We start from the raw sequence: 20,649 nt of genomic DNA, 5'->3' as shown, positions 1-20,649 counted from the left end.
TAGTGAACGCTAAAGAACAAAATATCAAACTCAGATATAACCTGTTAATAACTCATTTGACCAAGCAACGGCACTGAAAAGATAAGACCAAACGCAAAGTCATAAACAGTTGTGCTGGCGACCATAGCAAGAGTGAACCACCTGATCCCTTCCCGAACTTAGAAGTGAAACCTCTTAGCGCTGATGGTAGTGTGGGATTACCCATGTGAGAGTAAGTCATCGCCAGCTCATTATTCCTTAAAAAGCCCCTGCATTTGCAGGGGCTTTTTTTGGCAGGGAAAATATAAGTAATAAAAAAACCAGCATTTGCTGGTTTTAAGATCGGAATTTTTGCAAATTTTAAGCAAAAATATTACATGCTGCAGAGGTCAGTACCCAAAGAATTGCGATTGCAACGACAGGCTCAACAATCTTTGCCCAGGTTGGGGTGCTTACAACTGAAACTTCTTCAACATCATCATGCTGCTGGATATTCTGGTGAACCATTTGACTAAACTCCTTCATTGTTAAGTCTAATGATATCTCTTCTTGCTCAATTGGTTTAGAGCCTTTTAATTCTGTTAGATCATTTGTTGACCAAACCCAATCAGAAGCCTGCCCAGATAAGTGTTCAATCTGTCCTAAAATCAGTTCACGTAAACCTCTGATATTCAGGTTTCCAATGTCATTAAGCTGTTTTAATTCTGCCAGTTGTAATTTTAATATTTCAGTTACTGTTGATTCTAATTCATTTTTAGGCAGGGTGGACTGATTTTTTGAAGATGTTGTAAGGTGTCGCGCAACCTCTTGAATAAACAGATCATCGGGTGAAGAAATCTCCTGATAAACTTTTTTATCGTCAGTTCGCCAAAGTGAAATGAGTTTACCTAATACCAGTGTATTAATTTCTAACAGATATGTTTTTCGATCTTCTCTAGAATAGTGTTCGAGAAGCTGAGGCTTTTGATTGTTAATCTGCTCAGCAAAATATTGTACTAAATCAAAAGCCATTCACTTGCTCCATATTATTTTAATCTAATAACCGTAGGCTTGGTTTTTTCTTAGGTTGTTCAGTTTCTTCTGATGTTGTGGTTGATTTTAAAGTATCTTCAGTAATTTGGATACCTTCATATTCATTTGGATCAAAGAACAAACCTTGTCCATTCTCGCGTGCATAAATCCCCAATACTGCATTTAAGGGTACATAGATGTCACGTGAAACGCCACCAAAACGCGCAGAGAAGGTGATTGCATCATTGCTCATATGTAGTTTATGCACTGCATGAGGAACGATATTTAAAACGATCTGGCCATCTTGAATGAATTGTTCCGGTACCATGGTGTTGGGCTGAGTCGCATCAACCAATAAATATGGGGTCAGGTTATTGTCACAAATCCATTCATAGATAGCGCGTGCTAAATAAGGTCGGGTAGGGGTGAGATTCAATTCTTGATCAGACATGATTTTGCTCGATTAATTTACTAAAAATTCGCTGTAGCGGTTTTTTTCCTGCATGGTTAAAGATTTGATGAATGCAGGTCGACTAAAAATTCGTTGACAATATAAGTGAATAGGACGGCAATGCTGTTTAGGCAATTCGATACCCATCGCCTTTAACCGTATAAAAATAGGTGCCAGCATACAATCTAAAATTGTAAAATTTTCAGACATAAAATAGGGGAAATGCTGAAATAATGGCGTGAGTGAAATAAGTGTATCTCTAAGTTGCTTTTGAGCTTTCGCTTTCTCTTGTTCATTCAGGGTATCTGGATGTCGCAGCATGATATCTGCCAGTTTTAACCAGTCCTGTTCAAAACGCCAGATATATTGACGTTGCTCTGCTCGTGGCATTGGTGCATCGGCATAGAGTTTGTTCTGACGGTAGCGATCGTCTAGATATTCAGAAATAATGCTGGAATTAAATAATTTTAAATCATTTTCAATCAGCATGGGGAGTTGATTATAGGGATTGAGACTGGCCAGATCCTCATCGTCTTCATCTACAATAATTAGATTATATTTGATTTGCTTCTCTGCAAGTACATAGCGTATCCAGTGGGAGCGAAAATCATCCGCATGACTGTAAAGCGTAATTCCTTGTAGATGTGCATTTTCGATTGACATAATCCGAAACAGTGATAAATGAATGGAATAGGATACTAAAATTCAAGCTAAAAAGCACGAAGCATAAAAGCGCAATTGGGGTTAAGATAGAAAGATGATAAGAAAAAATAACTGGAGGAAAACAAGATGCTGATCAAACTGGCGATAATCTTACTGTTTATTTTGATTGGTCTTGCGAATTATTATCTCACCAAATCTTTCTGGTGCCATGAAGGCGTGTGGGGTAAGGATGTGCATGAACAGTAAGATGAAATATTTATCCGGATTAAAATTTAAGTCCCATAAAAAAACCCTGGATAATCCAGGGTTTTTTGTCCGATTCGGTAAACGAATTAACGTTTAGAGAATTGAGGACGTTTACGAGCTTTACGTAAACCAAGTTTCTTACGTTCAACTTCACGAGCATCACGAGTAACGAAACCAGCTTGACGAAGAGCAGGTTTTAAAGTTTCGTCAGCAGCGATCAATGCACGAGTAATACCGTGACGGATAGCGCCAGCTTGACCACCAATACCACCACCAGCAACAGTGATGTAAAGGTCATATTTTTCAGTAGCTTCTAGAAGCTCTAAAGGTTGACGAACAACCATACGAGCAGTTTCGCGACCGAAGTACTGTTCAAGAGTACGGTTGTTGATTACGAGTTTACCAGTACCAGCTGATAGGAAAACACGTGCAGTTGCGGTCTTACGGCGACCTGTACCATAGTTAGTAGCCATGTGCTGTATCCCTTAGATGTCCAAAACTTGTGGCTGTTGAGCAGTATGTGGATGCTCAGTACCAGCGTACACTTTCATTTTTTTGATCATTGCATAACCAAGAGGACCTTTTGGCAACATGCCTTTTACAGCGCGTTGGAAAATTTCTTCTGGTTTGTGAGCAACTAATTTCTCGAAATTAGTTTCACGAATACCACCAGGGAAACCAGTATGGCGATAATATTTCTTATCAAGTGATTTTTTACCAGTCACTTGAACTTGTTCAGCATTGATCACAACGATGTAATCGCCAGTGTCAACGTGAGGAGTATAAGAAGTTTTATGCTTACCGCGTAAACGACGAGCGATTTCAGTCGCAAGACGACCTAAAGTTTTGCCAGAAGCATCAACAACGTACCAGTCGTGTTGAACTTCAGCTGGCTTAGCGCTGAGAGTTTTCATTAAACCACTACCTATTATAGTTGGTTTGGACGGTGGAATCTGTCCAAACAAAAGGAGACCGAATTCTACCTGAAAGTCAGTAGAACCACAATGAAAATATAAAATTTCAAGCGCTATATTTTAAAAGAACAAGGATGAAAATGGAAGTGTTGGGAAATCTAAAACGGGGGGCGGTAAATGAAGATAAAAATATTGGCTTTTAGTTCTGCAACTGTGAATTTTGCATGTTTTGCTTAAAAGCAATAGATACGATTTTATCGAATTGAGAACCTGTACCATTCAGTATTTTAGATAAGCGATGATGAAAATTTAAAATTTTGTTTTTATTGAAATATTAGACACCTTTCATAAATTTAAATATGTTCAATCTGATTTTTAAAATCAGCACGGCCATCATCTGATGGATTTCATTTTGATGCCTTTGCGTAGGCAATCTCTCTACTTTTGAAAGGTCAAAAGTAGACAAAAACCTTTTGTTCCCCATACACGACTTCCTTGTCGTGATGGGAAACGTGGTGGCATCCATGCCACACTCATGAATCGAATACTTGCTAAAAAAATCAATTTTTTATTTTCGTATTATGAACAACTTATAGTCATTAAAACGACTTATGAAAGAAATCTATTAAAGTAAAAAATATCGATGTATTGCTAATTACCAGTTGTTTTGTTGATTAAACTAGTTGATCTATATGTGGTTTTGCTCAGCTTCAGCTTTCTTGTTTAGCATTCGCGTTATAATGTTGAATATTGAGCTTCTTGGATAAATTATGATTCCTTTATATGTTACGAGTGGTGAACCTGCTGGTATTGGTCCAGATATTTGTTTAAGTTTAGCGGATCGTGTTGATGAACGTCCGATTGTGGTACTAGCCGATATTCATTTATTAAAGCAACGTGCCAAATTATTAAAGAAAGAGATTGAACTAATTGAATATCAAGGACAATTAGAATCTTCAGCTCAAGGGCAGCTTTATGTCGAACATGTGCCCTTAAATACAGAAGTGGTTTTGGGGCAACTGAATGCCCAAAATGCAGCATATGTGCTGGAACAATTACGTCGTTCTGCAGATTACGCCATGACAGGCAAAAGTGTCGGTGTAGCCACCGCGCCCGTACAGAAATCCATTATCAATGAAGCGGGTATCCATTTTAGTGGTCATACTGAGTATTATCAGGAATTTGCGGGTGTCGATCGGGTGGTGATGATGCTGGCCACCAAGACTTTAAGGGTGGCACTGGTGACTACGCATCTGGCTTTACGTGATGTGCCTGATGCGATTACGCCTGAGCGCCTGCATCAGGTGATTGATATCTTAATCCACGATTTAAAAACCAAATTCAGGATTGATCATCCGCATATTTTGGTGTGTGGTTTAAATCCGCATGCTGGGGAAGATGGTTATTTGGGGATGGAAGAAATTGAGGTGATTAATCCTGTGCTGGAAACTTATCGTGCGCAAGGGATCAATATGAGCCTGAGTTTGCCTGCCGATACGCTATTTACCCCGGACAATTTAAAAGATGCCGATGCCGTATTGGCGATGTATCACGATCAGGGCTTACCTGTGTTAAAATCACAGGGTTTTGGTGAAGCCATCAATATTACTTTGGGCTTACCGTTTATCCGAACTTCTGTCGATCATGGCACAGCACTCTCCCTTGCAGGTACAGGTCTGGCAAAAAGCTCGAGCTTGTATGTGGCTGTGGATTTGGCGCTCGAACTTGCGCTTCAGTGATCTTGTCTTTATTACACGTTGGAAATGTTTATGTATCAGATTAATGCCTTAAACCCCAAACACGAAGGGCATCATACGCGTAAGCGTTTTGGGCAAAACTTCTTACATGACCAACGTGTCATTGCGAAAATTGTACGTTCGGTGAACCCGCGTTCGGGCGATAACATTGTTGAAATTGGCCCGGGTCTTGCAGCTTTAACCTCACCTTTAATTGGGGAGTGTGATGCCTTAACTGTGGTTGAGCTTGACCGTGACTTGGCAGCAGGTTTGCCAGGTCGTGTACCGCATCCTGAGCGTTTAACGATTGTTGAAACAGATGCATTGAAATACGACTTCACAGAGTTGTTCCAAGAAGGCCGTCCGCTACGTGTGGTTGGTAACCTGCCATACAACATTTCAACGCCATTGTTATTCCATCTCCTGGAATTTGGTGACAAAGTTAAAGATATGCACTTCATGCTGCAAAAAGAAGTGGTTGACCGTATTACTGCATCACCCAATACCAAAGAATATGGCCGTTTGTCGGTGATGATCCAGTATTACTGCAAACCGACTTTCCTGTTTGAAGTGCCACCGGGATCATTTAATCCACCACCAAAAGTCACTTCTGCCGTCTTTCGTCTGGAGCCTTATGCTGTTAAACCGATTGTGGCCAAGAATGAAAAAGCCTTGGCCCGTCTGGTGTCCCATGTCTTTACCCAGCGTCGTAAAACGCTGCGTAACAGTTTGAAAGGTATGCTGGTTGAAGAGGGATTTGAGAAAGCAGGTGTCGATCCGATGGCGCGCCCCGAGACTTTAACGCTGGCTCAATTTGTAGCATTAGCAGATCAAATGGTGGATTAAATGGCAGCTTCGAATATTCGATACAATTATGTGATTGGTGATATTCAGGGCTGTTTTGAAGCTTTGAAAATATTACTTAAAACGATTCAGTTTGATGCAGATCAAGATTTTCTTTGGTTTGCGGGTGACTTGGTTGCACGTGGTGAAAATTCGATTGGGGCTTTACGCTTTATCAAAAAGCTGGTTGATAAGGGGGTTGCTGCAACGGTTTTAGGTAATCATGACCTTAATTTATTGGCTGTGGCACGTGGGACTAAAGAGATTAATCCCAAAGACAATATTGATGATGTCATTCATGCTTTGGAAAGTGATGACTTGATCGAATGGCTGCGTAAACAGCCTTTATGTTTATTTCCGAATGAACATACGGTTTTGACCCATGCAGGGATCCCGCTGAATTGGACGGCGGAACAAACAGTGGTTTTAGCTAAGGAAGTTGAGGCAGTAATTGGTCATGATGACTTTGACGTGGTCGATGCTTTTTTGGCTAACATGTATGGCAAAGAGCCAAATTGTTGGTCGGATGATTTGCAGGGTCATGCCCGTTTACGTTGCATTACTAACTACTTGACCCGTATGCGTTTAACCAATGCAGAAGGACAAATGGAATTCAGTTTTAAAGATTCTCTGGATGATCCTATGCCTGAAGGCTTTCAGCCATGGTTTGACTTTGAGTCCAAAGCGGCTAAAACCCATCAAATTATCTTTGGACACTGGGCTGGATTACAAGGGAAAACCATTACGCCCCAGATTCAGAATGTGGATGGGGGGTGTGTTTGGGGAAATCAACTGATTGCTTATCGATTAGAAGATCAACAATTGTTTAAAGTCGATAATCCGGTGATGTCATCCTCAAGCTAAGCCATAATAAAAAAGCCACATCATGTGGCTTTTTTATATTTAAACTTGCTTAGTCAAGTCTGATCCAGGTCTGGCTGCGCCCCAAGGTGGAAATACCCATATAGGCTCTTAATGTTAAACGCTTGCCTGTTGCATTCAGTCTGATTTTGGCGTCATAAACTTTACCTGCTAGAGGATCTATAACACGGCCTTTTTCGTAGTTATTGGTTCCAGATACATGTTTTAAGCCCTTCAGAATTTCCATACCTAAAATTGGCTGATTGGTATAGGGTGCTGGGCAATTATTACATGTCTCTCGTGGGGTATAACCTGGGCGAGGAGTAACTTTAATAATTTTCCCGGTAAATGTATTATTGTTTTCTTTATTAATTTTAATAATCGCTTTCGCAGCACCGGTCTTATCATCAATTTGTTGCCATGTTCCAGAAATGTCTTCTGCGAAAACATTTCCACTGAAAAGTGCAGCAGCAAAAGCAGCCAGCAATAGATTCTTTTGCATATAAGACTCTCACTTAATCTTTCATTTTCTAATTAACGGATATATTAGATAGATAAAGTAATTAGTCAATATACTCTAGAGTCAAGCAAACAGTTTTAAGCTGATTTGGATAAAAAGCCACGATATTGTGGCTTTTTAATTAAAAACAGGGATTTGAATTAATCGACCCGTAACCAGGTCTGACTGCGACCCAATGCTGAAATACCGATGTAGCCACGTAAAGTGAGACGTTTTCCGCTCGCATTCAGTCGAACTTTGGCATCATAAATTTTACCTGCTAAAGGATCGATGACCCGGCCTTTTTCATAGTTATTTGTACCTTCCACATGCTTTAATCCGGTGAGTACATCCATACCTAAAATAGGTTGATTGGTATAGGGTGCAGGGCATTTGTTGCATGTCTTTTGCGGTATATAACCTGGACGAGGGGTTACTTTGACGATCTTACCGGTATAAATATCGTTTGCATCTTTACTGATTTCGATAATTGCTTTGGGTGAACCGGTTTTATCATCAATTTGTTGCCAAGTACCTGATAGATCTTGTGCCAATACATTCCCACTAAAAACTAAAATGGCAAGAGCAGCAAGTAAGATATTTTTTTTCATATATATTCCTGCGGTTGTGGTGAATAATTTTTTTAATTTAAAAACTATATTAGGATCGTTTATAAAATAGTCAATATAGTGGTTCATGAAAATGAAGAATAATGTGAATTATTTAAAAATCATCGAATAATAAAGCCAGATAGTACAGCTTTTTGTCATATTTAGTCGTTTCTAATCCAGATTTGAGTTCGACCCAGACCCATAGTTCCTACTTATCCACATAATATAAAACGTTTAGCATTCAGTGTAAGTCATCCTTTTAAGTTATTATTTTTCCTGTTAAAGAGTCTAGTACACGACCATGTGTATCATTTAATCTTGTTTAATCCAGGTCTGGCTACGACCGAGTGCGGATACACCGACATAACCGCGTAGAGTGAGACGTTTACCATTCGGACTTAATTTTGCTTTGCCGCTATAGATTTTACCGTTCAGTGGATCCAGAACTTTGGCATTTACAAACTGATTATCACCGATAGATTTTAATCCCGTTAAAACATCTAATCCTAAGATAGGTTTGTCTGTATAAGGTGCTGGACAATTTACACAGGTCTCTTTCGGGGTATAACCTGGACGAGGAGTGACTTTTACAATTTTTGCCGTATAAGTTCCATTGCTTTCTTGGCGCATTTCTAGAATGGCTTTTGATGAGCCTGTTTTATCGTCAATGGTTTTCCATGTTCCGCTAAGATCATTTGCCAATACGTTCCCACTACAAACTAAACTGGCAAAAGCAGCAAATAATAGATTTTTCTTCATATCAATTCCTGTGAGTGTGGAAAATATTTTTTTTAATTTATATAAAGATATAGTTATCGTTTAAAAATTAGTCAACCCACTGCTTCATAAAAATGAAATATAGTGTGAATTATTTAAATATCAGTGAAGAAAAAAGCCACATAGTGTGGCTTTTTGTCATATTTAGTCATTTCTAATCCAGGTCTGACTGCGGCCTAATGCTGAAACCCCAACATAACCACGCAGGGTTAAGCGTTTACCATTTGGACTTAATTTCGCTTTCATGCTGTAGATATGACCAGATAGCGGATCGATAATTTTACCATTCGCATAGTTGGGTCCTTCTATATGTTTTAAACCTTTCAAGACATCCATGCCTAGAATGGGCTGATTGGTATAAGGTGCCGGGCATTTGACGCAAATTTCTTGGGAGTATAGCCAGGACGCGGAGTGACTTTGACCACTTGTGCGGTATAAGTGCCATTATTTTCCTGGCGAATTTCAAGAATGGCTTTTGATGAACCGGTTTTATCATCAATATTTTTCCACGTTCCTGTAAGGTCTTGAGCTAGAGCAAAACTCGCTAAAGTTGAGCAGATTAATGCAATAGTAAGTTTCATCTTGACCATTTTGAATGTTCCTTCATTCCACTGACAGTACTCCTGATACTAGGAGTATTTTTGACAAGCAACAATCATTATCAATGTAAATGACTGTTTGGTCACATTTTTTGTAAATAAAGTATAAAAGTAGGCAGCCATATGGCAGTAAATACAGCATTCACTGCCATGCCAAATGCAGCATAGCGTCCTGCCACACTGCCTCTTTGCCATGCCTGTGCTGTTCCAATGGCATGCGCAGCCAAGCCCAATGCCAGACCCGAAGCGCGTTCATCATTGATATGGCGCAGGATCAAGGGAGAAAAGGCTGCTCCAATCACACCGGATAAAATCACAATAAGAATGACCATACTCATAGGTGCATGTAACAGGGTGGCAATATTAATGGCGATCGGTGTGGTCACGGCACGTGTAGCAAAAGCCATAATGCTGGAATCGGTCATATGCAGTAAATAGGCAAGTCCCATCGGTAGCGCGACCGCACTGATACTGGCAAACACCAGAATTCCGAGCATGGCTTTCAGCGGCAGATCATCATAACGCATGGCCGCGAGAGGAATGGCCAATGCAACGGTGACATAGCCCAAAAGACGATTAAAAAGCGGATTGACCTGTGCCATATAAGATTCATAACGAATCCCGAATGACAACAACAGGCCAATAATCAAAAACATGCCAATCACAATGACCGGAATTTGCGGCAGGCGTTTATTGATCGGTTTTGCGACCAGATAGGCGATCAGGGTGATGAAAAAACCGGAGAGTACTGTAAACATATAATTTCCCTATAACCAGCGCTTGGACATTTTTGCATAGACCCACAAAGGAATCAGGGTGCTGACAAACATCACCAGTAGAAAAGCCGGCATTTCCTTGCCCATTTGAGTTAGCATAATCAAGGACCCTGCGCTAATTGGCAAAAAGGCAAAGGCACTTTCTTTCATGATCTTGTTATTGGTATCGACCAAGCGACTGGGTAATTTCTTGAAACTTCTCCAAATAAATAAAGTTACCAATAGGCTGATCAAGCCCACCAGATTACCCAGTTCAGGATGATGAAATTGTGTGGTTACCCATACGGCTCCTTCACGGAAGCAGATGATTAATGCCACGGTGCCAATCCAGGCTGGCCAGTCGATTGTTTTTATCCAGTCCATTTTTACCAACAATTATAATTACACTTGTCACGTTTTAACCGATTTATCTTTTTATTTCAAATTCCTCAAGCGGCCGTTTAAATTGTGCAGCCTTGTGTCCCAGAATTTCATCTATAGGCAAATGTGCCTGTTTAATCAGCTGTTCCAGCTTTTGCGGTGCCATAATCACATGCAAATGCAGATTACCGACATCATCATAATTTTCAGATTGAATGACATTCAATGCATAGAGTTGGGTGCGCAATTTGCCATAGGCAGGCTTTAACATCAGCTCAAAGCTTTGAATTTGGCCCATCAAACATTCTTGTACCGCTTGACGTAGCAGGTCTAAACCCTGGCCTGAGTGTGCGGATACATATACCCGATCGGGCATATGCGGTTTGGCATAAACAATCTTGGCATCTTCACCGCTGACATCAATTTTGTTATAGACGCGCAGTACCGGGACATTGGCACCAATTTCCTTGAGTACCGATTCTACCGCTTCAATCTGTTCCAGCATATCCGGGCTGCTGGAATCAATCACATGCAGCAGTAAGGTGGCTTCCAGCGTTTCTTCCAACGTTGCCTTAAAGGACTCGACCAAGGAATGCGAGAGATTACGCACGAAACCTACGGTATCTGCCAGCACCAAACGTCCAATACCATCCCATTCCAGGCGGCGCAGTGTAGGGTCTAATGTTGCAAACAGCTGATCTGCCGCGTAAACATCGCTGTTGGCCAAAATATTAAACAAGGTGGATTTACCGGCATTGGTATAACCGACTAAAGAGACAGTCGGAACAGCAGCCTTTTGCCGTGCAACACGACCTTGCATGCGGGTCTGGCGGACTTTATCCAGTTTGGTTTTGAGTTGCCCCATGCGGATACGCAGTAGACGGCGGTCTGTTTCCAGCAAGGTTTCACCCGGGCCACGCAAGCCAATCCCGCCTTTTTGACTGTCAAGATTACTGCGGCTGCGCACTAAGCGCGAGGAGAGGTGCTGTAACTGTGCCAGTTCGACTTGCAATTTACCTTCATAGGTCCGGGCACGTTGCGCAAAAATATCCAAAATCAGTTCGGTACGGTCCACCACACGGCAGAGCATGATTTTTTCTAAATTACGGGCTTGAGCGGGTGTCAGTGAATGATCGAAAATGACCAGATTAGCTTCAAGGTCCTGTACAAGAGAAGCGATTTCTTCTGCCTTGCCAGAGCCGATAAACAGTTTGGGATCGGGTTTAATACGTTGAGCGTTAATATGGTCTAAAATTTCAGCACCGGCAGATTCTGCCAGTAAACGAAATTCTTCTGCATCAAGGTCATCTAATAGCTGTACCGATACACTCACTAAGATTGTTCGTTCACCACCCTGATGTTGCTCAAAATATTCCACTAAAGATGATCTCTACTGCGTTAAAATTTTATTTTAGTTGAAAATGAACAGGCAAAGGGAAAAATAGCAAAAACTTAACAAAGCATCGTAACAAGATATTCAGTCCAGGGCGTGTTTTTATGAGCAGGAACCTCTAGAAGGCAGTGATGAAAAGCAGAAAATCACAGAGATGTATCTGAGCCTTGTTTTTAATTTTCAGCACATGATTCAAGCTCTTTATTGGTGATAAAAATAAATGATTTACTGGTTTTATTGGTTGATTTAGGTTTTTATGATCAATGCAAGTTCAAAATGAACAGTATAGAATGACAGCAAATAAATGATTAAACGCTGCAGCTAATAATTAGTGATCCATCTATGACCCAATCCTCCGTAACTGAAAGTTCATCGTTAAATGGCTTGTCTAAATTTTTCTTATATAGCAAAAAGTTGTTGGCTGGTTTAGCGGCAATTATTCAAGGATTTTATCTGGTTTTTCGTCATCGCTTATATAAAGATCCGAACAATCCATATAATACGCGTTATGTACAGCATTTCTGCCGCGAATTATGCAAGGTATTTAACCTTGAGATTCAAGTGCATGGAGTAATTCCACGTGAGCCGGCACTGTGGGTGAGTAACCATGTTTCGTGGCTGGATATTGCAGTGTTGGGTTCAAGTGCCCGGGTATTCTTTTTGGCCAAAGCTGAAATTGAAAAATGGCCTTTATTTGGCAAACTGGCCAAGGGCGGTGGCACATTATTTATTAAACGTGGTTCGGGTGATTCAATTAAAATTAAAGAGCAAATTACCACATTTTTAAAACGTGATATTCCGGTATTATTTTTTCCAGAAGCCACTACTTCTGATGGCAGCAAAATTAAAAAAATCTATGGCCGTATTTTAGGTGCCGCCATTGACGCAAATCGTCCGGTGCAAATTTGTCTGATTTGTTATGTGAATCAAGAGGGAGAGCTGGATACGGTGGCACCATTCATCGGTGATATTAGTTTTGCGGACCATGTTAAAAACGTTTTGGAAATGCCAAAGGTGATGGTTCATCTCATGGCTTTACCGGCAATTGCCGTGGAAGGACATGATGTTGAAAGTTTAACGGAAGCCGTACATACCCAGATGATTGCCGGTTTAGCACAGTTACAGCAGAAAGCACTGAAAAAGCCGCCTGAGTCTTTGCATGACTAGTGAATACCATTGCAGCTTACATAAAACCTTCAACCGGTAACCATGAAATTATTTTAACCCCGGCTTTTTGCCACCATTTCATCTTGGGTTCTTTTTGGTAAGTTTTAATGCTGCCATCATGACCTTTAATTTGCCAGTTGATTTTATTGTTGGCATCTAACACCAGTTTGTAGGCATATTTAGACAGGTTTTGATCCATGGTGGAGTGGACCGCTTTGGCCAGGTTCGGGCTGTCCAGCAATACTCCAATTTCGGTATTCAAATAGGCGGAACGTGGGTCAAGATTAAAAGAGCCAATAAACACCTGTTTTTCATCAATAGCCATCAGTTTGGCATGCAGGCTGGAACGGCTTAAACCTTTGATGCTGACTTTGGCTTTTTCTGCAATTTCCTGGGTATGGGCATTCAGGTTTTCGCTTTCCGGAACAGACAGAAACTCGTAAAGCTGGACATTATTCTGAAGTAAATCCTTGCGATATTTGCCATAGAAAGCATGAACCAAAGCCACGTCATTGGCTTTAAAGGAATTGGTCAGTACCCGGACGTTAATATTGTTTTGCGCCAGATCACTCAGCATTTTCTCGCCTTTTTTTTCCGGGACAAAATAGGCTGAAATAATATCGACGCTGTGTTCGGGTTTTTCTAAACGGTTAATCAGCTGAAAATTCAGATGTTGTTCTTTTTTGGCTTTTGCCCGGATTTTACTGGGTGAATCACTGACGACTTCTGCCTTGACCCAGTCAAATTGAATACTGTTATTCAGCCAGTTTTCAAAAGCATGCGATCGGGTGGCTAAATCGAGATAATTCTGTACGGTAATGTTTTGGGAGTGTTCCTCAAGCTGTTTTTTCAGGCTGTCAAAACGCAAGGAATAATGTCGGGGATTGACAATTTGCTTGACCGGAAAAGCATAATCATCATTCCAGTATTCATCGAAGGAATGAATAATTTCATCCGATGCAGCGCCGACCAGCATCACGTCGACATCGGAAAACTGATAATTGTCACTAACGTTATAATACTGGTTACTCATATTGCGACCGCCAATTAATGCAATCTGGTTGTCTGCAATAAAGCTTTTGTTATGCATGCGGCGGTTAATCCGTTTTAAGTCCAGTACCATGTCCATGGCACGATAATGTCTAAAACGGTAAGGATTATACAGACGCACATCAATATTCTGATGCTGGTCGAGGGCAAGATAAATGCCTTCCATCTTTTTGGCATTGTTGTCATCCATTAATAAACGGACCTTTACCCCTCGGTCAGCTGCCTGAATGATGGAGTGCAGGGCCAGCGCGCCAATTTTATCGTTGTCCCAAATGTAGTATTGTAAATCTAAAGTTTTTTCTGCTTTATCAATTAAATGGATACGTGCTGCCAATGCCTCAAGCGGGTCGTACAGCACATGATAACCGGTCAGGTTTGGGTTTTGTTCCCTCAAGGGCACAATGATTTTAGCCAGTGAAGTCTGTTCGGTTTTGGTATCAAATGAATATTCAACAGGCTGTAGTATTTGTTTGGGAAGGGTGGAACATGCCGGAATCCCGAGCAGCAGACTACAACTTAATAATACGGTGGTTTTATAGCTAGCTGCGCTAGGGGATTGACCACTGTTTAAGTGTGTGAGCTGATGAGAAGATCGCGTCATAGGGTGTAATCAATACCAAAAATTGGTTTGAGTATAATTGTGAGCTGTGAAAAGATAAATAACAGAATAGATGAATGATGTAATATCATCGTAATGATTAGAGACGATAATATGTGGGATTCGCACGCAGTTGCTTTTTATTTTTATATTTGTTTCGCTCTGCTTGCGGTGTGGGGTATCGCACAGGCTTGGTTAAGCCAGACACGGACAGAAACTATTCATCCCTTTAAGGCCTTTGTACATTTATTGGCCTTTTATTTATCTTATTTACTTTTCCCTTTATTTTTCTTTAGCCTGTTTGCTGGTTGGAGTGGTTATTACTCGATTCACCAAGCGGTGTTTATTTTCTTGCTGAGCTGCGTGCTGATTTATGCCCGTTTTATCGAACCTCAGCATGTCATGGTTAAAACTTTGCAATATCAGCTCCATCCGGAGCAAAATCTGCAAAGCCCCGTCAAAATTGCCTTGATTGCCGATTTGCATATTGGTCTGTTTTCCGGGCATGAACGCCAATTGAAAATTATTGTCGATAAAATTAATCGGCAGAATCCTGATCTGGTGGTGGTGGCAGGGGACTGGACCTATGAACCTGAAAACAAGCTGGCCGATGAACTGGCCATTTTGCAAGACATCAATGCACCGGTGTATTCGGTGAATGGCAATCATGATGAGCAGTACCCGGGACCACCGATTCAAAACCTGTTGCGGCATGCACTTAAAGTCAATAATGTGATTGATATTGAAGGACAGATGATTGAATTTGATGAGTTCAGATTGCTTGGCGTGGGCGATTTATGGGCTGGAAAAACCGATATGCGCTACATGCCGGATTTGCCGCAAGACAAACCCTGGGTGATTTTGTCACATAACCCGGATACGGTGGATATGGTGCCGCAATTGCCGACCCGTCCTCTTATGCTGTCGGGGCATACCCATGGTGGGCAGGTGGAACTGCCTTGGCTGACCAACTACATCATGAAAAAAGTCTCCATCTTGGGACATAAAAAGGGTTTGTACCAGCATGAAAATGCCGATGTCTTTGTGACGGTAGGTACAGGAATGGTCGGTGTGCCCTTTCGTTTTCGCGTACCGCCGACCATTGATATTATTGAATTGGTTTAAATCTTGAAGATCGGTTCTAGGAACAATTTTTGACATACCGTAAAACAAGATTGTTTTATAACAATGAGAACAAAATAGGAGAAGAGCATGTCTTTTTTAGAAGAGGTTGGTCAGTTTTTTGCTTTAACAGAACCTCAATCGGCACAGCTTGAAGCCGGTTTAATTGCCTTAGAAACGTATTTTCAGCAAGCAGAGGCGGATGTAGTGAACACGCAAGAATTTGCGCGCACATTTTATCAAAAGTTTCAGCAACTGATCACGGCCTTTGGGATTGATGAAAATAATGTGGAAGCTTTGCTGGATCATTTATATGGCACAGAGCGATATCGCCAGCTGGTGACTTACATTGTGCCGAGTTATTACAATGCCGGTGGCGATCGAGCGGTGTTTGAAGAGCTATATCAAGAAATGCTCAGTGATGAACAGATCTGAGAAACATAAAAAAACCAGCGTGATCAGGCTGGTTTTTTTATGTCTAGATGACATTAAACCTGGTTGTTTACATCATCATGTTTGGTTTCACGAATGGCCAGGAAGGCAAGCAGTGAAAGGATAGAAGCTGCAGTTAAATAATAACCTACAGCATATAAACCATAAGTCGTTGCAAGCTTGGTTGCAATTAAAGGTGCAAAAGATGCGCCAAAAATACCAGCGAGGTTAAAGGTTAATGCTGAACCGGTATAACGTACTGAAGTCGGAAAAATTTCAGACAGTACCGTACCAATCGGGCCATAGGTTAAGCCCATGATCGCCAGACCAATACATAAGAATAGGAAAACGACAACAGTGCTGCCAGATTCAAGCATGCTTGAGAACACCAGGCCAAACAATGCTGAAACAATACATACGCCAATTGAAGTGGCTTTGCGACCAAATTTTTCCGCAAAAACGGCAGAAAGTGGAATGAATGCCGCAAAGCATAAAGTGGCAACCAGTTGCAGTTGCAGAAATTCGGAACGTGTGTAACCGAGTTTGGTGGTTCCCCAGTTTAAGGCGAACACTGTGGTTAAGTAGAACACCACAAAGGTACAGATGGCAGCGATAGTACCCAGAATCAGCATGCCCCAGTGTTTGGTCAACACTTCTTTAAACGGAATATTTACTTCTTTTTGCTTATCCAATACTTTTTGGAACGCTGGTGTTTCATGCAGTTTCAGACGAATCCATAAACCCACAATCACCAGTAAAGCACTTGAAATAAACGGAATACGCCAGCCCCATTGCATAAATTCCTGTTCCGACATGAATGCACCAAGGGTGATAAAAGAACCTGTCGCCAGGATAAAGCCGATCGGTGCTCCAAGTTGCGGGAACATACCGTACCAGGCACGTTTACCTTCAGGCGCATTTTCAGTGGCCAGAAGAACAGCACCACTCCATTCACCTCCCAAGCCCAGTCCTTGACCTAAACGGCAAAGCGCAAGCAATAAGGGTGCAGCAAGACCCACTTGTGCATAAGTGGGCAGTAAGCCAATACAGACGGTCGAAATACCCATCGTCAGTAAGGCTGCGACCAGAGTTGCCTTACGGCCAATCCGGTCACCCAAATGTCCAAACAGGGCAGCACCAATCGGACGCGCAATAAAGGCAATCGCAAAGGTGGCCAAAGACTGAATGGTTGCTGTGGTTGGGTCTGTACTTGCCGGAAAGAACAGATGGGGAAAAATAATCACTGCCGCTGTTGCATAAATATAAAAATCGAAGAACTCGATTGTTGTACCGACAAGGCTCGCAGTAAGAACGCGGAATTTTGAATTGGTTGCAACTTCTGCTGAAGCAGCAATAGAATCTGATGACGCCATGGATGACCTTACACTTACTAAAAATAAAAAAAACTTAGTTTTAAAAGCGTAATCTTTTTAAAAAAGGCGTAATTTCTTAAAAAAACAACGAAGAATCTTCTCTACTCAACTCGCTCAGGGTCACTGAAATGAAGAATGAGAGGATTAAATCACGTAAAGATAGATAGACAGAAAATGTGATCCTGCACCGATCAATACAAAAATATGCCAGATAGCGTGGGTGTATCTTACCTTTTTTAGCGCATAAAACAATGCACCCACAGTGTACGCAAGTCCACCAACGATCAAATAGGTTAACGCCTGGGCACTTAAATAGCGTTGCATATCATCCATGACCAGTAAGGCCAGCCATCCCATGACCAAATAGGCGATGAGTGAAATTTTCTGGAACCGATGAATAAAAACCAATTTGAATAATGTGCCAATCAGCGCAATCAGCCAAAGGGCAATTAATAAATAATGCGCTTTAGCCGTAGGCAGGGCGATGGACAGGAACGGGGTATAGGTTCCTGCAATCAGATAATAAATGGCAGTATGGTCCAGTTTTTTGTACCAGCCACGCCGTTGCGGTGATTCGGCAAAATGATACAGGCTGGAAGCAGAAAAAAGTAAAATCATACTGAGTGCGTACACACACAAGCTGACAAATTGCCCAAGCGGTAAATCACTGCCTTTGATCAGCATAAAAATACTGGCAATAAGCGCTAATAATGCGCCAAGTGCATGACTGATCGCATTAATTTTTTCTTCATGTGGATCATAAGCCTGCAGTTGAGAAGTCGTCATTATTTATTTTCTATAATTAAAAATACACTTGTATAGTAATGCAATTTTACCTTTAAAGTAAGAAGTTTTAAACTGATGACCTAATTTATTCGAGTGATATGTATGTCTCAAGCGGCTTCTCCTTTTATTCAGGAACAAAAATTCTTAGATGCTTTTCAGCAAGCCATTGAAACACATAGTTTTGATCGAATGATTATTAGCCAGTATAAGGGTGAGCTGGAACATCTGGAGAAAATGATCTTAAGAGTCATTTCACTGCAAAACCAGCCTGTGCTTAATTGTCTGTATCGTTATAAGACTCAAGATGTCACTAAAAATTACCCTTTGGCTGAAGCCGTGCCCTTGGTGCAGTCATTGTTGGCGCAATCGAAACAGGCCAATCTGTTTACCGTGAGTGAAGAACTGCAACTGAAAAAAAACAAGAAGAAAGCCATGCTGAGCAGCAGTAAAAAGGCGATTACGATAGTGAATCCTGCAGAGACCCAGCAAGGCCATGACCGTACCAAGCATCGCTATGTCGATCAAGACAGCTATTTTTTACAGCCGCTGGGCATTACTGACCATAAAGCACAGATTATTCCGAGCATGGCGCGTAAATGGAAACAGATTAATAAATTTGTCGAAATTTTTTCGGGTGCTTTGGATCAGATTAACCAACACGATCATGCACTGCATGTGGTTGATTTTGGTTCAGGCAAAGGCTATCTGACTTTTGCTTTATACGACTATCTGGCTAAACATGGGCAGATGCCTTTTGTTACAGGCGTGGAGCTCAATCCGAAAATGGTGGAGTTTTGTCAGGATGTTGCGCAGCGTTCCGATTTTCAGCAACTGGATTTTTTTCAGGGCGATGTCCGTACCTATCAGCCTGAACATCTGGATGTGATGATTGCGCTGCATGCCTGCGATGTGGCAACCGATTTTGCCATTCATACCGGGATTCGCTTAAATGCGCAAATGATTATGTGTGCGCCGTGTTGCCATAAAGAATTGCGTCCACAGCTGAAAAGCCCTGAAGTGCTGAAACCGATGCTGCAATTTGGCATTCATGCCGGACAGCAGGCCGAAATGCTGACCGATACCATTCGTGCCTTGCTGCTCAAAGCCTATGGCTATGAAACCAAAGTGTTTGAATTTGTGGCGTTGGAACACACCAGTAAAAACAAGATGATTCTGGCTACCAAACGCAAAGATTATAGCGAACTGGATCAGCAGGTTTTGGCGCAGATTCAGGCCTTAAAACAGATGTATGGCATTCAAAAACATTCCCTGGAACTGTTGCTAAATGATCAGTGGGATCAGCAGGATATAGGCTGTAAGTGTTAATTCAAAATGAATAAAGCAGTTTGAAAGATGTTTTTATTTTTAGGAAGATGATGGTTGATGACCTCATTTATAATATGCACAGGCAGTTGGAATGAATTGCAACATGATGCAAAACTGATTCGTGAGCAGGTCTTTATTCAGGAACAAAACATTGCTGCTGCCGATGAATGGGATACACAAGATGCCATTTCTCGGCACTTTGTGGTGTTTGATCAAGCTCAGCCCGTTGCAACAGCGCGTCTGCTACAAAATAACAGCATTGGACGGGTTGCGGTTTTAAAGGCTTATCGTGGACAGGGAATTGGCAGGCTGTTGATGCTGGAGATTATTCAGCAAGCCAAACATGAGCAGCGCAAATTTCTGAAACTCTCTTCTCAAGTACATGCCGTGCAGTTTTATACAGGACTGGGCTTTACTGTGGAAGGAGTGCAATATCTGGATTGTGGCATTGCGCATATTGATATGTATTTAAAATTGCAGTAATTCAATAGCCATTAAAGCAGGTGTAAAAAAGCGGGATACCTCATCCCGCTTTTTTTATTTTCTATAATCAGTGACCATGGGCAGCAGATGCGTTGTGGTCTGCCATATTGGCATGTTCTTGTTCTGTCATATTCATTTCAGCCGCAGTAGGTTCGGAAGCCGAAGATTGCTGCTGGTGTGCAGTATGCGTCTGATTGCGCTTTTGACTTGGCATATAGTCTGGTTCGTTGCTCACGGCAAGATAAAAGATGCCCATAAATAATGCACCTAAAATACACACAATAATGACGGCTTTCCAACCCCAAGATGATTTTTCAGGAGAAGAGTTATTTGTCATAAGAGGACTACCCACTGGATAAATAAAAAATTTAGAACTTATGTAACTTTATAACATAAAAGCCCTGTAAAAGCAGATGAGATTCTGTGGTTTAAAAAAGCATCATGCTCGAGTAAAAGAAGAGAAGCGTCTCGCTTCTCTTCTTTTACAATATTTGGTGGTGTTTCAAAAAGTATGCTGAAACAAAGCAGGTTGAATTTTGATAAAATAGAGAAATGCGAATAACTCTAGAAATCAAATGTCCAACCTGCCTCAG

23 protein-coding genes, 1 rRNA gene and 1 pseudogene are annotated in these 20,649 nt (G+C 41.3%); 9 read left to right on the top strand and 16 right to left on the bottom strand.

The annotated features are described in order from the left end of the window. The first annotated feature begins 113 nt into the window (after positions 1–113). A 5S ribosomal RNA gene (rrf, locus tag ACE01T_RS14225) occupies positions 114–228 on the top strand. A 111-nt stretch (positions 229–339) separates the two neighbouring features. Here the strand turns inward: rrf and ACE01T_RS14220 are convergent. The 5 genes from ACE01T_RS14220 to rplM all read right to left on the bottom strand — a co-directional run bounded on the left by ACE01T_RS14220 (position 340) and on the right by rplM (position 3,264). After that, positions 340–990, bottom strand: coding sequence for a hypothetical protein (locus tag ACE01T_RS14220; protein ID WP_180082176.1), 651 nt, complete (start codon positions 988–990; stop codon positions 340–342). Positions 991–1,009: 19 nt separating this feature from the next. Next, positions 1,010–1,441, bottom strand: coding sequence for a ClpXP protease specificity-enhancing factor (locus ACE01T_RS14215; protein WP_180082175.1), 432 nt, complete (start codon positions 1,439–1,441; stop codon positions 1,010–1,012). A gap of 12 nt (positions 1,442–1,453) precedes the next feature. Then, complete coding sequence (locus tag ACE01T_RS14210) at positions 1,454–2,104, bottom strand: glutathione S-transferase N-terminal domain-containing protein (protein ID WP_166170909.1); 651 nt, start codon at positions 2,102–2,104, stop codon at positions 1,454–1,456. A gap of 332 nt (positions 2,105–2,436) precedes the next feature. Then, positions 2,437–2,823, bottom strand: coding sequence for a 30S ribosomal protein S9 (gene rpsI / locus ACE01T_RS14205; protein WP_068974925.1), 387 nt, complete (start codon positions 2,821–2,823; stop codon positions 2,437–2,439). Between the two features lie 12 nt (positions 2,824–2,835). Beyond that, complete coding sequence (gene rplM / locus ACE01T_RS14200) at positions 2,836–3,264, bottom strand: 50S ribosomal protein L13 (RefSeq protein ID WP_004811299.1); 429 nt, start codon at positions 3,262–3,264, stop codon at positions 2,836–2,838. A gap of 770 nt (positions 3,265–4,034) precedes the next feature. On the opposite strand from rplM, the gene pdxA reads away from it, so the two are divergent. Genes pdxA through ACE01T_RS14185 form a run of 3 tightly spaced genes read left to right on the top strand, consistent with a single transcriptional unit; the run spans position 4,035 to position 6,707 of the window. After that, positions 4,035–5,003: a 4-hydroxythreonine-4-phosphate dehydrogenase PdxA gene (gene pdxA / locus ACE01T_RS14195; RefSeq protein ID WP_395519508.1), complete on the top strand. Its 969-nt coding sequence runs from the start codon at positions 4,035–4,037 to the stop codon at positions 5,001–5,003. Positions 5,004–5,033: 30 nt separating this feature from the next. Next, the gene (rsmA, locus tag ACE01T_RS14190) at positions 5,034–5,846 is read left to right on the top strand and encodes a 16S rRNA (adenine(1518)-N(6)/adenine(1519)-N(6))-dimethyltransferase RsmA (protein ID WP_180044099.1); all 813 of its coding nucleotides are present in this window, start codon (positions 5,034–5,036) and stop codon (positions 5,844–5,846) included. Then, a complete protein-coding gene (locus ACE01T_RS14185; protein WP_180082174.1) occupies positions 5,847–6,707 on the top strand; it encodes a symmetrical bis(5'-nucleosyl)-tetraphosphatase in 861 nt (286 codons plus the stop codon). Positions 6,708–6,756: 49 nt separating this feature from the next. On the opposite strand, the gene ACE01T_RS14180 is transcribed toward ACE01T_RS14185, so the two are convergent. From ACE01T_RS14180 to hflX, 7 genes and pseudogenes are all read right to left on the bottom strand, one after another. Beyond that, on the bottom strand, positions 6,757–7,206 hold the full coding sequence (locus ACE01T_RS14180) for a DUF2147 domain-containing protein (RefSeq protein WP_086195717.1): 450 nt from the start codon (positions 7,204–7,206) through the stop codon (positions 6,757–6,759). Positions 7,207–7,364: 158 nt separating this feature from the next. Beyond that, positions 7,365–7,814 carry a DUF2147 domain-containing protein gene (locus ACE01T_RS14175; RefSeq protein ID WP_395519507.1) on the bottom strand — a complete coding sequence of 150 codons (450 nt, stop codon included), beginning with the start codon at positions 7,812–7,814 and terminating at the stop codon, positions 7,365–7,367. 312 nt (positions 7,815–8,126) lie between these two features. Next, a complete protein-coding gene (locus ACE01T_RS14170; RefSeq protein ID WP_086195715.1) occupies positions 8,127–8,573 on the bottom strand; it encodes a DUF2147 domain-containing protein in 447 nt (148 codons plus the stop codon). Positions 8,574–8,735: 162 nt separating this feature from the next. Next, positions 8,736–9,181, bottom strand: a pseudogene (locus ACE01T_RS14165) (DUF2147 domain-containing protein). Positions 9,182–9,273: 92 nt separating this feature from the next. Beyond that, a complete protein-coding gene (locus ACE01T_RS14160; protein WP_166170899.1) occupies positions 9,274–9,948 on the bottom strand; it encodes an LrgB family protein in 675 nt (224 codons plus the stop codon). 9 nt (positions 9,949–9,957) lie between these two features. Beyond that, positions 9,958–10,329: a hypothetical protein gene (locus ACE01T_RS14155; protein WP_395519506.1), complete on the bottom strand. Its 372-nt coding sequence runs from the start codon at positions 10,327–10,329 to the stop codon at positions 9,958–9,960. Between the two features lie 43 nt (positions 10,330–10,372). Then, positions 10,373–11,704, bottom strand: coding sequence for a ribosome rescue GTPase HflX (gene hflX / locus ACE01T_RS14150; RefSeq protein ID WP_180044091.1), 1,332 nt, complete (start codon positions 11,702–11,704; stop codon positions 10,373–10,375). 357 nt (positions 11,705–12,061) lie between these two features. Here hflX and ACE01T_RS14145 point away from each other — a divergent pair, with 357 nt between their 5' ends. After that, positions 12,062–12,886, top strand: a complete 825-nt coding sequence (locus tag ACE01T_RS14145) for a lysophospholipid acyltransferase family protein (RefSeq protein ID WP_395519505.1) — start codon at positions 12,062–12,064, stop codon at positions 12,884–12,886. A 16-nt stretch (positions 12,887–12,902) separates the two neighbouring features. Here the strand turns inward: ACE01T_RS14145 and ACE01T_RS14140 are convergent, their stop codons facing one another. Beyond that, positions 12,903–14,537 carry a phospholipase D family protein gene (locus ACE01T_RS14140; RefSeq protein WP_395519504.1) on the bottom strand — a complete coding sequence of 545 codons (1,635 nt, stop codon included), beginning with the start codon at positions 14,535–14,537 and terminating at the stop codon, positions 12,903–12,905. Between the two features lie 111 nt (positions 14,538–14,648). On the opposite strand from ACE01T_RS14140, the gene ACE01T_RS14135 reads away from it, so the two are divergent. Continuing rightward, positions 14,649–15,659, top strand: a complete 1,011-nt coding sequence (locus ACE01T_RS14135) for a metallophosphoesterase (RefSeq protein ID WP_180082170.1) — start codon at positions 14,649–14,651, stop codon at positions 15,657–15,659. An 87-nt stretch (positions 15,660–15,746) separates the two neighbouring features. Then, positions 15,747–16,091: a hypothetical protein gene (locus tag ACE01T_RS14130; RefSeq protein ID WP_180082169.1), complete on the top strand. Its 345-nt coding sequence runs from the start codon at positions 15,747–15,749 to the stop codon at positions 16,089–16,091. Positions 16,092–16,144: 53 nt separating this feature from the next. Here the strand turns inward: ACE01T_RS14130 and ACE01T_RS14125 are convergent, their stop codons facing one another. Both ACE01T_RS14125 and trhA read right to left on the bottom strand, forming a co-directional pair. Next, positions 16,145–17,461: an MFS transporter gene (locus tag ACE01T_RS14125; protein WP_086195706.1), complete on the bottom strand. Its 1,317-nt coding sequence runs from the start codon at positions 17,459–17,461 to the stop codon at positions 16,145–16,147. Between the two features lie 144 nt (positions 17,462–17,605). Further along, on the bottom strand, positions 17,606–18,247 hold the full coding sequence (trhA, locus tag ACE01T_RS14120) for a PAQR family membrane homeostasis protein TrhA (RefSeq protein WP_180044082.1): 642 nt from the start codon (positions 18,245–18,247) through the stop codon (positions 17,606–17,608). A 102-nt stretch (positions 18,248–18,349) separates the two neighbouring features. Here trhA and ACE01T_RS14115 point away from each other — a divergent pair, with 102 nt between their 5' ends. Together ACE01T_RS14115 and ACE01T_RS14110 are read left to right on the top strand one after the other, a co-directional pair. Further along, positions 18,350–19,573 (top strand): class I SAM-dependent methyltransferase, encoded by a 1,224-nt coding sequence (locus ACE01T_RS14115; RefSeq protein ID WP_395519503.1) that lies wholly within the window; start codon positions 18,350–18,352, stop codon positions 19,571–19,573. Between the two features lie 57 nt (positions 19,574–19,630). Then, positions 19,631–20,056 carry a GNAT family N-acetyltransferase gene (locus ACE01T_RS14110; RefSeq protein WP_395519502.1) on the top strand — a complete coding sequence of 142 codons (426 nt, stop codon included), beginning with the start codon at positions 19,631–19,633 and terminating at the stop codon, positions 20,054–20,056. 67 nt (positions 20,057–20,123) lie between these two features. Here ACE01T_RS14110 and ACE01T_RS14105 read toward each other — a convergent pair whose 3' ends face one another. Next, complete coding sequence (locus tag ACE01T_RS14105) at positions 20,124–20,393, bottom strand: DUF4199 domain-containing protein (RefSeq protein WP_180044233.1); 270 nt, start codon at positions 20,391–20,393, stop codon at positions 20,124–20,126. Positions 20,394–20,649: the final 256 nt, after the last annotated feature.

This window comes from Acinetobacter uliginosus, from assembly GCF_044130295.1.
Taxonomy (GTDB): Bacteria; Pseudomonadota; Gammaproteobacteria; order Pseudomonadales; family Moraxellaceae; genus Acinetobacter.
Note: the sequence above shows the minus strand (reverse complement) of the source record. Positions and strands in the feature narration are given on the sequence as shown.